The organism is Citricoccus sp. SGAir0253 (genome assembly GCF_005877055.1).
GTDB lineage: Bacteria > Actinomycetota > Actinomycetes > Actinomycetales > Micrococcaceae > Citricoccus.
Genome location: NZ_CP039424.1, coordinates 1,218,015 through 1,232,613 on the forward strand (window position 1 = coordinate 1,218,015; position 14,599 = coordinate 1,232,613).

The 14,599-nt window shown below is 74.8% G+C and carries 9 protein-coding genes and 1 tRNA gene; 6 read left to right on the forward strand and 4 right to left on the reverse strand.

Annotated features, from left to right (window positions below; all coding sequences use genetic code 11):
• Positions 1-13: 13 nt before the first annotated feature.
• Positions 14-1,675, reverse strand: coding sequence for a phosphotransferase (locus E7744_RS16565; RefSeq protein ID WP_371415380.1), 1,662 nt, complete (start codon positions 1,673-1,675; stop codon positions 14-16).
• A 161-nt stretch (positions 1,676-1,836) separates the two neighbouring features.
• On the opposite strand from E7744_RS16565, the gene nudC reads away from it, so the two are divergent.
• Positions 1,837-2,850, forward strand: coding sequence for an NAD(+) diphosphatase (gene nudC, locus E7744_RS05585; protein ID WP_137773265.1), 1,014 nt, complete (start codon positions 1,837-1,839; stop codon positions 2,848-2,850).
• A 114-nt stretch (positions 2,851-2,964) separates the two neighbouring features.
• Positions 2,965-5,163 carry an ATP-dependent DNA helicase UvrD2 gene (locus tag E7744_RS05590; RefSeq protein ID WP_137773266.1) on the forward strand — a complete coding sequence of 733 codons (2,199 nt, stop codon included), beginning with the start codon at positions 2,965-2,967 and terminating at the stop codon, positions 5,161-5,163.
• A 54-nt stretch (positions 5,164-5,217) separates the two neighbouring features.
• Here the strand turns inward: E7744_RS05590 and E7744_RS05595 are convergent, their stop codons facing one another.
• Entirely contained in the window at positions 5,218-6,249 is a 1,032-nt protein-coding gene (locus E7744_RS05595; protein ID WP_168199768.1) for a ThiF family adenylyltransferase, read from the reverse strand.
• 169 nt (positions 6,250-6,418) lie between these two features.
• Here E7744_RS05595 and E7744_RS05600 point away from each other — a divergent pair, with 169 nt between their 5' ends.
• Positions 6,419-7,048 (forward strand): M48 family metallopeptidase, encoded by a 630-nt coding sequence (locus tag E7744_RS05600; RefSeq protein ID WP_137773268.1) that lies wholly within the window; start codon positions 6,419-6,421, stop codon positions 7,046-7,048.
• Between the two features lie 47 nt (positions 7,049-7,095).
• On the opposite strand, the gene E7744_RS05605 is transcribed toward E7744_RS05600, so the two are convergent.
• Positions 7,096-8,568 (reverse strand): zinc-dependent metalloprotease, encoded by a 1,473-nt coding sequence (locus E7744_RS05605; protein ID WP_137773269.1) that lies wholly within the window; start codon positions 8,566-8,568, stop codon positions 7,096-7,098.
• 230 nt (positions 8,569-8,798) lie between these two features.
• Here E7744_RS05605 and E7744_RS05610 point away from each other — a divergent pair, with 230 nt between their 5' ends.
• The 3 genes from E7744_RS05610 to E7744_RS05620 all read left to right on the forward strand — a co-directional run bounded on the left by E7744_RS05610 (position 8,799) and on the right by E7744_RS05620 (position 13,544).
• Positions 8,799-9,935 (forward strand): PDZ domain-containing protein, encoded by a 1,137-nt coding sequence (locus E7744_RS05610; RefSeq protein ID WP_137773270.1) that lies wholly within the window; start codon positions 8,799-8,801, stop codon positions 9,933-9,935.
• A 97-nt stretch (positions 9,936-10,032) separates the two neighbouring features.
• On the forward strand, positions 10,033-13,179 hold the full coding sequence (locus E7744_RS05615; RefSeq protein WP_246858570.1) for a UPF0182 family protein: 3,147 nt from the start codon (positions 10,033-10,035) through the stop codon (positions 13,177-13,179).
• Between the two features lie 288 nt (positions 13,180-13,467).
• Positions 13,468-13,544: transfer RNA gene (locus E7744_RS05620), tRNA-Met, on the forward strand.
• A 137-nt stretch (positions 13,545-13,681) separates the two neighbouring features.
• Here E7744_RS05620 and E7744_RS05625 read toward each other — a convergent pair.
• On the reverse strand, positions 13,682-14,479 hold the full coding sequence (locus tag E7744_RS05625; protein WP_137773271.1) for a PspA/IM30 family protein: 798 nt from the start codon (positions 14,477-14,479) through the stop codon (positions 13,682-13,684).
• Between the last annotated feature and the right edge of the window lie 120 nt (positions 14,480-14,599).

Genomic DNA, 14,599 nt, shown 5'->3' on the forward strand with positions numbered 1-14,599 from the left:
GGCCGCCGGGGCCTCAGGCGGACGGGTCCGCGTGGCGCTCGACGTGCAGCTGGCGCACCTCGTCGAGCTCGATGACGGTGGTGGGCTCGCCGGTGACCGTCGGGACCGGCTCGCCGGACGTCCCGCTCCCGGCCGGCTGCTCGTCGCCGGAGGGCTCGCCGCCACCGGCCGTCCCGTCGCCCGCCGTCCCGTCCGTGGTGGCCGGGCCACCGCGGAGACCGGCTGCGGTGGACCCGGTGTGCTCCCGCACGGCGGGACGCTCCGCCACGGTGGCCGTCGCCTCCCCGTCCGCGGTGTCCTCGTCGGCCGCCTCCCGGGCCGCCGCCTCGCCCGGGTCCACGTCGTCCGCGTCGACGTCGCCGGGGTCCACGTCCTCCGGGACCTCGTCGCCGGTCGTGTCGTCGACGGCCCGGACCGCGGCCGGCAGCCGCGCCGACGCCGAGGTGCCGGGCTCCCGGTCCGTGATGACCGCGTCGTCGTCGGACTCGTCCGCCGGCCAGGCGTCGTCGTCCAGCTCCTCGCCGACGCCCTCGTCGGCGGCGTCGCCGGGCACCACGGCGTGGGACCCGGAGCCCACGACGGTCCCGGTGGCACCGGCGGCGTCGGCGGCGCCGCCGAGGGACCCGCCGGCCCGCCCGGGCTCCCGCTCGGGGCGGGGCGGACGGGTCGGCGCGGTCGCGGGGCGGGACGCGGGCGGCGCCGCGGGGGCCTCCGGGGCCGGTGCCGGGACCAGGCGGGGGCCGGGGGGCGTCAGGCTGATCTCCTGGCCGCCGTGGGCCTCGACGTCGTCCTTGAGCTCGAGCAGCATCGTCTCGGCCTCGGCCGCCATGTCCTCGTCCTCCGCCGCGATGCCGCGGACGAGCCACTGGGCCAGGGCGAACTCGGCGGCCAGGGCCGCCCGGCGCAGCAGGTGCTCGTCGGCCACGACGCCGCCGGTGCGGTGCCGCCAGTAGGCGTCCACCACGGCGTCCGTGAACTCCCGGTCCCCACAGGAGGCGAGCCAGGAGAAGTCGTCGGCGGGATCGCCGATGTGCAGGTCGGTCCACCCCGTCACGGACACCACGCGGCCGTGGTCCACCAGCAGGTTGTCCTCGTGCAGGTCGCCGTGCACCACCACGGGGGTGAAGCGCCAGAGCGCCATCTCCTCGAGCGCGTCCTCCCAGCGGCGCAGCAGCAGGGAGGGGATGCGGCCGGTCGTGGCGGCCTGGTCGAGCTCGTTGAGGCGGCGCTGGCGGAACTGGTCGGCGGTGTAGACCGGCAGGTCGGCGTTCTCCACCACCTCGGCGGGCAGCGCGTGCACGGCGGCGATGACGCGGCCGATGTCGTCCACGGCCCGCGGGCCCAGGTCCGTGAGGTCCTCGAGGTCCTTCTCGCGGCCCGGGATGTCGTGGTAGACGAACGTGCGCAGCCCGCCCACCCGGACCGCTCCGGCCACGGAGGGCACCCGGAAGGGCAGCGCGGCGCGCACCGCCGGGGTGAAGCCGGACAGCACCTGCAGCTCCGTCTCGAGCCGCATGGCGGCCTCCTCGTGCCGCGGCGAGCGCACGCGCCACCGGTTGCCCTGCCGGTCGAGCACGACGGCGGCCGAGAAGTCCCGGGGATCGTCCGGTGAGCCGACCACACCGGTCGGGGACAGGTCCGGGACCGCGGCGCTGGCCAAGGCAGCAAGTTCCATGGGCGTACGGTTCACGCACTCCACGGTACTTTCCCGACCGCCGTGGACCGTCCGGGCCCGGCGGCGAGTCGCCAGATGGACGCCGGCGACGGGCCCCTCCGGCCCGTCGCGGGCCCCCGCCCGCCGCCCGCGGTGTCCACGCCGGGCGGTACCGTGGAGGCATGCGCATCCCCGACGAGACCCTGCCCGCCCTGGGCCGCCTGCCGCTGGCCCGGGAGGACGTGGACCGCGGCTGCGAGGTCCGGGCCGAGCCGGGGTGGCTGCAGCGGGCGTGGGCGCGCCCCGAGGCGCGCGTGCTGTGGTTGACCGGGGGACGTGCGCCGGTCCTCGGCGGCCGGCTCGTCCTCGACCGGCCCCAGGGCGAGCTGCCGGGGGACGCGGTGTACCTGGGCCGGTCCGCGGCCGGTGCCGGGACCGGTACCGCCGGCCTCCCCGCGGACGGTGACGCGGCGCGCGCGGAACTGATCCTGCTGACCGCCGAGCGGCACCCGGAGCTGGCCGCCCCCGAGGCCGGGGGCGCCGCCGTCGCCGATCCCGGGCAGGTCGCCTGGGTGGGCCTGCGGGACGTCGCCGCCGCCCTGACCGACCGGGACGCCGGCATCTTCGTGGAGGCCGTGTCCATCGCGAACTGGCACGCCACCCACACGCACTGCCCGCGCTGCGGCGAGCGCACCGTGATGGCGCAGTCCGGCTGGGTGCGGGTGTGCCCGGCGGACTCCTCGGAGCACTTCCCGCGGACGGACCCGGCGATCATCGTGGCCATCACGGACCGCGAGGACCGCATCCTGCTGGGCAACAACACCGCGTGGGGCCCCGGGCGGTTCTCCACGCTGGCGGGCTTCGTCGAGCCGGGGGAGTCGCTCGAGGCCGCGGTGGTGCGGGAGATCCACGAGGAGTCCCAGCTCGTGGTCCACTCCCCGCAGTACCTGGGCTCCCAGCCCTGGCCGTTCCCCCAGTCGCTCATGCTCGGCTTCTCCGCGGTCACGGACGACCCGGACGCCGCGGCGGCCGACGGGGAGGAGCTGGCCGAGGTGCGCTGGTTCACCCGCGAGCAGCTGCGCGCCGCCGTGGCGGAGGGGCACGTCACCATCCCGGGCGCCACGTCCATCTCCCGGGCGCTGATCGAGCACTGGTTCGGCGGAGACCTGCCCGAGCCGCGCACGCTGCACCACTGACCCACCCGCCGTCGCCGCGCGGGACGCCCCGGCACGAGCCGGACGGCCCCGGCGACCGACCGGCGCCGGCCCCGAGGCCGGCGGCCGGACGCACCGACCACGAACCGGAGGACCGTGACCGAGCAGACCGAGCACACCGCGCAGGCCCAGGACCGGCGCGACATCCTGGCCGGGCTGGACGCCGAGCAGCGCCAGGCCGCCACGACCCTGAACGGTCCCGTGTGCATCCTGGCCGGGGCCGGCACGGGCAAGACCCGCGCCATCACCCATCGGATCGCCTACGGGGTGCAGACGGGCGTCTACGACCCGCACCGCACCCTCGCCCTGACGTTCACCGCCCGGGCCGCCGCGGAGATGCGGGCCCGGCTGCGGGACCTGGGCGCCCACGGCGTGCAGGCCCGGACCTTCCATTCCGCCGCGCTGCGCCAGCTGCAGTACTTCTGGCCGCAGGCGGTCGGCGGGACGGTCCCGGAGCTGGTGGAGTACAAGGTCAACCTGCTCGCGGAGGCCGCCCGGCGGCTGCGCACCACCACGGACCGCGCCGCCCTGCGGGACCTGGCGGGGGAGATCGAGTGGGCCAAGGTCTCCATGCACACCCCGGACGGCTACGCGGCCGCCGCCGCCGGGCGCGAGATGCCCGCCGGCTGGGACGCGAACGGCGTCGCCCGGCTGTTCCAGGGCTACGAGGACGTCAAGACGGACCGCAACCTCATCGACTTCGAGGACGTGCTGCTGCTGATGGTCGGCATCCTCGAGTCCGAGCCCCGGATCGCCGCCCAGGTCCGGGAGCAGTACCGCGTGTTCATCGTCGACGAGTACCAGGACGTCTCGCCGCTGCAGCACCGGCTGCTGGACCTGTGGCTGGGCGGGCGGCAGGAGCTGTGCGTCGTCGGCGACGCCTCGCAGACGATCTACTCCTTCACCGGCGCCACGTCCCGGTTCCTGCTGGACTTCCGCGCCCAGTACCCGGACGCCACGATGGTCAAGCTGGTCCGGGACTACCGCTCCACCCCGCAGGTCGTGGACCTGGCCAACCGGCTGCTCGCAGAGCGCACCCGGCAGCGCGTGCCGGTGCCCGGTCCGGACGGCACCCGCGGGCCGATGCCGCGCTGGGCGGAGCCGCTCGAGCTCGTCTCCCAGCGGCCGCACGGGCCGGACCCGGTGTTCGCCGAGTGCACCGACGACGAGGCCGAGGCCGGCTGGGTGGCCGGCCAGGTCCAGGCCCTGCTGCAGGAGGGCGTGCAGGCCGCGGAGATCGCCGTGCTGTTCCGCACCAACGGCCAGTCGGAGGCGTTCGAGCAGGCCTTCGCCGCCGCCGGCATCGGCTACCAGCTGCGGGGCGGCGAGCGGTTCTTCTCCCGCCGCGAGGTGCGCGACGGCATCCTGCAGCTGCGCGCCGCCGCGCGCTCCGCCCAGGACGTGGCCGGAGACCAGGTGCCGGGGCGCGTCCGGGACGTGCTCGCCTCCCTCGGCTACACCGAGACCGCCCCGCAGGCCTCCGGGGCCGTGCGGGAGAAGTGGGAGTCGCTCAACGCCCTCGTGGCGCTGTCCGAGGAGCTGGCGGCCGCCCGCGGGGAGCAGTTCACCCTCGCGGACCTCGTCGCCGAGCTGGACGAGCGGGCCGCCAGCCAGCACGCCCCCACCGTCCAGGGCGTCACCCTCGCCTCCCTGCACTCGGCGAAGGGCCTGGAGTGGGACGCCGTGTTCCTCGTCGGGCTCTCGGAGGGGCTCATGCCCATCAGCTTCGCGGACACGCAGGAGGACATCGACGAGGAGCGCCGGCTGCTGTACGTGGGGATCACCCGTGCCCGGCATCGGCTGTTCCTGACCTGGACGCTGGCCCGGGGCACCGGGGGGCGCTCGACGCGCAAGCCCTCCCGGTTCCTCGAGGCGCTCGACCCCGAGGCGGCCTCGCGGCACGGCGCCTCGTCCCGCCGCCGGACCGGCGCCGCGGGGGGCGACGGCCGCGGAGGACGCGGGACCGGGCGGAAGCGGGCCCAGGCCGCCCACTGCCGCACGTGCGGGACCCTGCTGGAGACGGGGGCCGAGCGGAAGACGGGCCGGTGCGCGGACTGCCCGCCGACCTACGACGAGTCGCTGTTCGAGAGCCTGCGCACGTGGCGGCTGGCCACCTCCCAGGCGGCCTCGTTGCCGGCCTTCGTGGTGTTCACGGACGCCACCCTCGTGGCCATCGCCGAGGCCGCCCCGAAGACCCCGGCCGAGCTGCTGCGCATCCCCGGGGTGGGACGCTCGAAGCTGGAGAAGTACGGGCCGGACGTGCTGGAGCTGGTCAACGGCACGACGTCGGCCTAGGCGGCGTCCGTCGGCGCCGGCCGGGGCGGGGCACGCGGGTCGGCGCCGGCGGGGCTAGCCGGCGGGAGCGCAGGCGCAGCCGGGATGGGCGGGCACGTGCAGGGTGTCCACCCGTCCGGTGCCGGCCTGCAGGTGCAGCACCGTCCCGGCGTCCACCGCCCCGGTGTCCACCCACTGCAGCACCCGGCGGGCGGCCAGGGCACCGGCGGCCAGGGCCAGCGTGAGGTCCTCGCGCCCGGCGCCCGCGGCGAGCAGGGCCTCGGTGCGGGCCGGGCGCAACGGGTCCGTGGCCGCCGCCGCGAGGTCCCAGCACCCCGGGCAGCCGGTCGCGGCGGGGGCGCACCAGGGACCCACGAGCACGTCGTCGTCGCGGACCACCACGGGCAGCAGGGCGTGGTCGGCAGCGCGGGCCAGCGCCAGGGACTCCGGGTCCACGGCCCCGCGCGTGACCACCACCGTCGCGTCCGCCCCCGGGCCGGGCGGGAGCGGGGTGGTGAGGGGAAGCACCACCGGGTCCAGGCCGACGTCGTCGATGCGCCGGGCCAGCGCGACCGGACGGATCCGGCCGAGGTCGCCGGGCAGGTACCCGGTGCCGAGGTCCGCGGTGGCCACCTCGGCGCGGTCCCACAGCACGAGCCGGCCGATCCCGGCGGCCGCGAGGGAGCGGGCGACCGCCGCCCCGGTGCGCCCGAGCCCGAGCACCTGGACCCCGGCCCGCCGGCGCCGGTCCAGGAGGTCGGCGGCCCGCTCGGCGGAGTCCACCGGCCCGGGCTCCACGGCCAGCGCCGCCGCCAGGTCCTGGGCCAGCACGTCGGCGGCGTGCCCGGCGCCGGGGCCCGGCGGCGAGGACTGCCGGTGCAGGAAACCCTCGAGCATGGACACCAGCTCCCGCGCCTCGGCCGGATCCAGCCCGCACGTGCGCACGGCCTCGCGCTCGCCGTCGTCCGGGATGCCCGCGGCCAGGCGGTCGAGGAACGCCATGACCGCCGGCGTGCAGCCGGAGAGCTGGGTCGAGCGTGAGCCGGAGCCGACCTGGACGGTGTCCTCGGCCAGGCGGACGAGGCTGAGTCCGGGGTTCAGGCGCATGGGGTCCTCCCAGGGGTGTCGGACCGGCGGGGGAGGCCGGTGGCGGGGCGCCGGCGTCCGGCCGGCGTCCGACCATCGTGGCACCACATCCGGCGGGGTCGGCCGGGTTGTCCACAGGGACCGGCGGCGGCGCGCCGGGGCCGTCCCCGGCGGCGGCAGAATGGAGGCCATGAGCCCGACGACCGGCCGCCGTGCCGCAGGAACCCCGTCCCGGACCCCGCGCCAGAGCGTCGACCTGGAGGTCGACGGCACGCCGGTGCGCATCGTGCGCTCCGCCCGCCGCACGCGCACGATCTCGGCCGCGTGGCGCGACGGAAGGCTCCAGGTCTCGGTGCCGATGGGCCTGGGCAGCGCCGAGGAGCACGACTGGGCGCGCCGGATGATCCTCAAGGTCGCCTCGCGCCAGCCGTCGGGCCCGTCCTCGGACGCCGACCTGCTGGCCCGGGCACGGGGGCTGGCGCGGCGCTGGCTGGACGGCCGCGTCCAGCCGCGGGAGGTCGTGTGGTCCACCCGCCAGCAGCGCCGCTGGGGCTCCTGCACGCCCGGCACCGGACGGATCCGCCTGTCCTCGGAGCTGGCCGGCATGCCGGACTGGGTGGTCGACGGGGTGCTCGTCCACGAGCTGGCACACCTGGAGCACGCCGACCACTCAGCGGCCTTCCACGCCCTGGCGGACCGGTACCCCCGGCAACGGGAGGCCATGGCGTTCCTGGCGGGCGTCAGCTACGCGACGGGACGGGGCCTGTCCGGTCCCGACGGCGAGCCGGACGCCGGACCGGCCGGGAGCGGGGACGACTGACCCGTGCGGCGGTGGACCGCCCGCCGGCGTCTCCGGGGAGGCTGCCCCTAGCGTCCGCTGCCGGAGTCCGCGGGCCCGCCGTCGCCGCCCTGGTCCTGCTGGTCGTCCTGGCCGTCCTGGTCGTGCGGGCCGTCGAAGCCGCCGGCGAGCAGCTTGCGCAGCTCGTCGTCCAGGCCGGCGGACTCCCGCTCCCGGGTCTCCCGCCGGGAGACGTAGCCGCTCGGGTCGTCGAGGTCCTCGGCGGTGGGCTGCAGGTCCGGGTGGCGCCAGATGCCGTCCCGGTACTCGCGGCCCTTGGCCGCCCCGATGGTCTCCCACAGCGTGGCGGCCTCGCGCAGCCGGCGCGGACGCAGGTCCAGGCCCACGAGGGACCCGAAGGCGTGCTCGGCCGGGCCGCCCGTGGCCCGTCGGCGGTTGATGGTCTCGCGCAGGGCGTGGGCGGCGTCGAGCGGGGCGGCGGCCTCGGTGACCACCACGTCCACCCAGCCCTCGATGAGGGCGAGCGTCGTCTCGAGCCGCTCCAGCGCGGCCTTCTGGGGCCCGGTCGGCTCCGGGATGAAGGACACGCCGGTGAAGGCCTCCTGCATGGACTCCGGATCCGAGGGGTCGATGGACCGGGCGGCCTCCTCGATCCGGGTCATGTCGATGTGCACGCCCGCGGCGTACTGCTCGATCGCGGCGTACAGGTCGCGCTCCAGCCACGGCGAGTGCACGAACAGGCGCATGCGGGCGACCTCGCGCAGCGCGAGGTAGATGCGGATCTGGTCGTCCGGGACCTGTAGTCCGTCGCCGAACTCCTCGATGTTCACCGGGACCATCGCCAGCTGGTGCCCGGCCACGGGGAATCCCGGGTCCGTGCCGGAGAGCACCTCCTGGGCGAGCGCGCCCACGGCCTGGCCGAGCTGGAGGCCGAACAGGGTGCCGCCCAGGTTCTTCAGCATCGGCTGCAGCCCGCCGAGCATGCCCTGCATCTCCTCGGGCACCTGCCCGGGCATCTGGTCCTTCATGGCCCGGCTCATGGCCTCGGACATGGACACCGCGACCGGCTCGGTCAGCCGGCGCCACGTGTCCATGGTCGCCTCGACCCACTCGGCGCGCGACCACGCCTTGCCCAGCAGGCCGGTGGCCTCGAGGTCCGTGGCGCCGTCCAGCCACAGCTCCGCCAGGCGCAGGGCCTCGTCGATCTCCCGGCGGGCGAAGGTGCCCACGGTCGGGTCCTGGCCCGCGGCCGCCTGCCGCGCCGACTGGCGGGCCAGCGTCCAGTTCACCGGGCCGTCCTCGGGGGAGGACTGCATCATGGCCTGGAACTGCTGCATCATCTGGCCCATCATCGCCGGGTCCAGCTGCGAGGGGTCGAACGGCAGTCCGCCGCCCGCACCGCCCGCGCCGCCCAGCCCGCCGAGGGCGCGCCTGAGCTCCTCGGGATCCGGGCCGTCGCCGCCGAACATGCGGCGGAGCATCTCGGACAGCGGGTCATCTCCCTCGGAGGGGGAACCGGGGCCGTTCGGGGGATTCGTCATGGGCACCAGCGTATCGGCGCCGTCGGGCGGTGTCCGCAGCGGGCGCTCTGGTTCACTGTCGGCGCACAGCCGCGGGCGCGCCCCCGGCGCGCACGGCCGTCGCCGGGCCCCGCACCCCCTAGAATGAGGGTCGAGACCAGAGCACCCCGGCTCGTCCGGGGTGCATGCCCTGCCGCCCGGACGGTGGACCCGCCGACCGGTGCAGTATCCGTGAAGACAGGTGCCCAGACGTGCGAGAGACCCGTCGCCCGCCGGAGTCGCCGTCGGACGTGCCCGGAACCGCCGGGGCGGTCTCCATCGCCCCCGCCGCCCGGCGTGCCCGGCTCCTGCGCCGCCGTCGCCGGGCGACCACCCTCGCCGGGGCCGCGGCCGGGCTCCTGACGCTCACCGCGCTCGCGCTGCCGACCCCCTACATCGTCGAGTCGCCGGGGCCGACCTTCAACACGATCGGCGAGCACGACGGCGAGCCCGTCATCACCGTGGACGGTGCCCCCACCTACCCGACCACCGGCAGCCTCGACCTCACCACCGTCTACCTGCACGGCCCGCCGACGGGCTGGACCACGGCCCTGGACGTCCTCGGCGGCTGGGTGGACCCCACGCGGCGGATCGTGCCCGGCGAGCTCGTCTACCCCTCCGGGACCACGGCCGACGAGGTCGACGCCGAGAACAGCCAGGCGATGGCCACCTCGCAGGACTGGGCGGTCGCCGCGGCGCTCGAAGAGCTGGGGATCGACTACGGCCAGGAGCTGTCCGTGGCGGGGTTCGCGCCGGACTCCCGGGCCACGGACGTGCTCCGGGAGCATGACCGGCTCGTCTCGGCGGCCGGGGAGCCGGTCACCGGCCTGGAGGGCCTCAAGGACCGCCTCGCTGCCTCGGGCGGCCGGCCGGTGGAGCTCGGCATCGTCCGGGACGGGCGGCGGCTCACCGTGCAGGCGCCCGTGTACGCGGGCCCCGACGGGAGCTGGCTGCTCGGCATCTACCTGGACTCCGCCTTCCGGTTCCCGGTGGACGTGCGCATCGCCCTGGAGAACGTGGGCGGACCCAGCGCCGGGATGATGTTCGCCCTCGGGATCATCGACGAGATGACGCCCGGGGCGCTGACCGGCGGGCAGCACATCGCCGGCACCGGCACGATCGACCCGGACGGCACGGTGGGGGAGATCGGCGGCATCGTGCAGAAGGTCGCCGGAGCGCGGGAGGCCGGGGCGGAGCACTTCCTCGCCCCCGCCGGCAACTGCGCGGCACTGGCCGGCCACGTCCCGGACGGCATCGACGCGTACTCCGTGGCCACCCTCGACGAGGCCCGCGCGGCGGTGGAGGCCCTCGCGCAGGGCCGGTCCCCCCGCGCGCCGACGTGCGGATGACGGGAGACCCGGTGGGACACAGACCTCGGTGGCGCGCGGCGCCGCCTCAGCAGTGCAGGACACGAAGTGCGCCTCCGGCGCAGAGGGGTAAGGACACGTGAGTTTCGGACAAGGATTCGGCGGTCTCTTCGGCGGACCGGACGACGGACGCGGCGGCGGCCGGGGCCCCGGCGGCCCCGGCGGGCCGTTCGGCAGCGGCCCGGGCGGCCCGGGAGGTCCCCGCCGTCCGGGCGAGCCCGGCCGGCCCGGCAACGACGGCGGCGCCCGCAGCGCCTCCGGCGGGCCCCGGCGGCCCTCGGCCCTGGTGCTCACCGTGGTGGTGGTCGCGGCGCTCGTGGTCCTGTTCATGTTCTTCGCCGGGGTCTACAGCGACGTCCTCTGGTACAACCAGATCGGCTACTCCGAGGTCTTCTGGACCGAGATCCGCACCCGCGGGACGCTGTTCCTGGTCGCCGGCCTCGTCATGGCGGCGGCCGTGTGGCTGTCCATGTGGCTGGCCTGGCGCCGGCGGCCCCGGAACCTGCACAGCCAGACGCGGGACACGCTCGCCCAGTACCAGCGCCAGCTGGAGCCGATGCGCCGGCTGGTGTTCATCGGCATCCCCGTGGTGATCGGCTTCTTCGCCGGCTCCGCCGCCATGAACGCCTGGCAGGACGTGCTGCTGTTCCTGAACCAGCAGGCCTACGGCAAGACCGACCCCGAGTTCGGGCTGGACTACACCTTCTACATGGCCAGCCTGCCGTTCCTCGGCCTGGTCCTCGGGTTCCTCATCTCGGTGGTGCTGATCTCCGGGATCGCCGGGCTGCTGGTGCACTACCTCTACGGGTCGGTGCGGGTCCGGGAGCAGGGCGGGATCGTCGTGGAGCCTCCGGCCCGCGTGCACATCGCCGTGTACGCCGCGCTGTTCCTGCTCCTGCAGGGCGGCAACTACTGGCTCAACCGCTACCGGACCCTGCAGTCGCAGGACGGCAACTGGGCCGGGGCCCTCTACACGGACGTCAACGCCGTCATCCCCACCTCCACGATTCTCGCCGTGGCCGCGGTCCTGGTCGCCATCCTGTTCGTGGTCACCGCGTTCTCCGGCCGGTGGCGGCTGTCCCTCGTGGGCACCGCCGTGCTGCTCGTGGCGGCCATCGTGGCCGGCGCCGCCTACCCGTTCCTGATCCAGGAGTACCAGGTCAAGCCCTCCGAGGTGACCCTCGAGCAGGACTACATCGCCCGGAACATCGAGCACACCCGCGAGGCCTACGGGCTCGCGGACGTGGAGTCGACCCAGTACGCCGGGTCCACCGACGCGGAGAAGGGCAGCCTGGAGGGCGAGGCGGCCAACACGCAGAACGTCCGCCTGATGGACCCGAACCTGCTCTCGCGCACCTTCGGCCAGCTGCAGCAGTTCCGCCCGTACTACGGGTTCCCGGACACCCTGCACGTGGACCGCTACGAGGTCGAGGACAAGGTCCAGGACACCATCATCTCGGTGCGCGACGTCAACGTGGACCCCACGTCCTCCTGGGTGAACCAGCACATCACGTACACCCACGGCTACGGCGTGGTGGCCGCGGACGCCTCCGAGGTCGCCGCGGGCGGCCGGCCCTCGTTCCTGCTCTCCGGCATCCCGACCTCCGGGGAACTGGGCAACGACACGACGTACGAGCCGCGCATCTACTTCGGCATGAACTCGCCCAGCTACTCGATCGTCGGTGCCCCGGAGGGCGCCCCCGAGCGCGAGCGCGACCGTCCGCAGGACGCCAGCAGCGACCAGGACACCACCTACACCTTCGCCGGCGACGGCGGCCCCTCCGTGGGCGGGTTCTTCAACCGGCTGGTGTACGCCATCAAGTTCGGCTCCACCGAGATCCTGCTGTCCTCGGACGTGAACTCTGAGTCGCAGATCCTCTACGACCGCAACCCGATCGAGCGCGTGGAGAAGGTGGCCCCGTACCTGACCGTCGACTCCAACGCCTACCCGGCGATCGTGGACGGACGGGTGCAGTGGATCGTGGAGGGCTACACCACCTCCAACGAGTTCCCGTACTCCACCTCGCAGCAGCTGGACTCGGCCACCCGGGACGCGCTCAACACGGACGCCGCCGCGAACCTCACCGGCCGGGTCAACTACATCCGCAACTCGGTCAAGGCCACCGTGGACGCCTACGACGGGTCCGTCTCCCTGTACGCATGGGACGAGGAGGATCCCCTGCTGAAGGCGTGGCAGCAGGTCTACCCGACCTCCCTCAAGCCGTACTCGGAGATGAGCGCAAGCCTCATGGAGCACGTGCGCTACCCGGAGGACATGTTCAAGGTCCAGCGGGAGCTGCTGGGCCGGTACCACGTGACAAACCCCGTCGACTTCTACGAGAACAACGACGCCTGGTCCGTGCCGACCGACCCGACGCAGGACGATCCGTCCGTCAAGCAGCCGCCGTACTACATGACGCTGCGGATGCCGGGCAAGGACGATCCGGCCTTCTCCCTGACGAGCAACTTCATCCCGCAGATCACCCAGGGCGCCCAGCAGCGCAACGTGCTCTACGGGTTCCTGTCCGCCAACGGGGACGCCGGCACCGGCCGGGACGGGGAGAAGGCGGAGGGCTACGGCCACTTGCAGCTGCTCGAGCTGCCCCGGCAGACCGCCATCCCGGGCCCGGGCCAGGCGCAGGCCAACTTCGACTCCAACGCCCAGGTCTCGCAGGAGCTGAACCTGCTGCGCCAGGGCGCCTCGGAGGTCATCAACGGCAACCTCATCACCCTGCCGGTGGCCGAGGGCATCCTGTACGTGCAGCCCGTCTACATCCAGTCGACCGGGCCGACCTCGTATCCGACCCTGCGCAAGGTGCTCGTCTCCTTCGGTGACGAGGTGGGCTTCGCCAACACCCTGGAGGAGGCGCTGGACCAGGTGTTCGGCGGCGACTCGGGGGCCAGCACGGCCGACGGCCAGGACCCCTCGGCCGAGGAGCCCGGCTCCCAGCCGCAGGTCCCGGAGAACCAGAGCGCGCAGGAGAAGCTCAGCCAGGCGCTCGCGGACGCCAACGAGGCCATCCGGGCCTCGGAGGAGGCCCTGGCCTCGGGCGACTGGACGGCCTACGGCGAGGCCCAGCAGCGCCTCAACGACGCCCTGGCGCGGGCCACCGAGGCCGACGACGCCATCCGCGGCGAGGCCGGCACCTCGTCCGGCGACGCCCAGCAGCCCTCGGACGCCCAGCCGACGGACGGCGCGGGCCAGGACGCCGGCGCCCAGGGCTGAGCCGACGGCGCCCCAGCGCCGCGCGCGGCGGATGCCGCGCCGGCGTCGGGGATCGCCGGGACTGCCCGGGCCGGCTCCGGGCCGGCTCCGGGCCGGTTCCTGGCCGGTGCCTGGCCGGTGCCTGGCCCGGAGGCGGGAGTGACCGGTCACTCCCGCCTCCGGGGCCCCGGGCGGCCCGCGAATGACGGCGGGACGACGCCCGCATGGCGTCCGGATGGCCCCGCGGTGACCGGCCGGGGGCGCGGATTTGGCGTCGGCGCGGAGCCCCTGTATAGTCGATGGAGTCGACGCGGGGTGGAGCAGTTCGGTAGCTCGCCGGGCTCATAACCCGGAGGTCGCAAGTTCAAATCTTGCCCCCGCAACCACGCAGAAGGAACCCGGCCCCTGGGGGCCGGGTTCCGTCGTTTAACCCGGAGGACCCGGGGGCACGCTGCGGGCGGTGCCCGGACGACGTCTGGCCCGGCCTCCGCGCGGAGGCCGGGCCCGACGGGGGCGGGATGGCTCAGCGGCCGCCGGCGCCCTGGGTGTAGTCCAGCTCGGTCTCCCCGGTGCCCGTGCCGGTGCCCGTGCCGCCGGTCAGGGCCGGGTTGCCGCCGGCCTTGAGGGCCGCCAGGCGGGCCTCGACCTCGGTCTGCTCGCCGAGGTCCTCGAGGGACTCGAACTGGGCGTCCAGGGAGGAGGCCGCCAGCTCGTTCTGGCCGCGCACGCGGGCCTCCTCGCGGCGGACCTTCTCCTCGAAGCGGCTGACCTCGGAGGAGGGGTCCAGGATGTCGATCGACTTCACGGCGTCGTGCACGGCAGACTGCGCCTGGGCGGACTTCGCCCGGGCCACGAGCTCGTCGCGCTTGGAGACCAGCTGCTGGCGCTTGGCCTTCATCTGCTCGAGGCCGGTCTTGAGCTTGTCCACGATCTCGGACTGGGAGGCGATGGTCGGCTCGGCGGCCTTGGCCTGGCGCTCGGAGTCCATCTGGCGCTCGATGGCGACCTTGGCCAGGTTGTCGAACTTGTCCGCGGAGGCGGTGTCCCCCGAGGAGCGGAACTGGTCGGCCTTCTGCGAGGCGGCGAGGGCCTTCTGGCCCCAGCTGCGCGCGGCGTCCAGGTCCTCGTTGTAGTCGTCCTGGATCATCCGCAGGTTGCCGATCGTCTGGGCGACGGCGGCCTCGGCCTCGGAGATGCTGTTGGTGTAGTCGCGGACCATCTGGTCCAGCATCCTCTGCGGGTCCTCCGCCTTGTCCAGCATGGCGTTGATGTTGGCCTTGGCCAGGGTGGTGATCCGGCCGAAGATTGACTGCTTTACCACGATGTCGCCTTCCGTTCTGCGTCTGCGGAACCCCGGCCTCTCCGGTGCTCCGTTCCCGTGCCCCGCTGCCGGGTGCTGGGCTCCGGCGCCACGGGCACCGGACAACTGTTCGTCCGCGGG

Coding starts and splice junctions, on each gene's coding strand:
- E7744_RS16565 (WP_371415380.1), bottom strand. CDS start 1,675: ATGGAACTTGCTGCCTTGGCCAGCGCCGCGGTCCCGGACCTGTCCCCG.
- E7744_RS05600 (WP_137773268.1), top strand. CDS start 6,419: ATGAGCCCGACGACCGGCCGCCGTGCCGCAGGAACCCCGTCCCGGACC.
- nudC (WP_137773265.1), top strand. CDS start 1,837: ATGCGCATCCCCGACGAGACCCTGCCCGCCCTGGGCCGCCTGCCGCTG.
- E7744_RS05595 (WP_168199768.1), bottom strand. CDS start 6,249: ATGCGCCTGAACCCCGGACTCAGCCTCGTCCGCCTGGCCGAGGACACC.
- E7744_RS05605 (WP_137773269.1), bottom strand. CDS start 8,568: ATGACGAATCCCCCGAACGGCCCCGGTTCCCCCTCCGAGGGAGATGAC.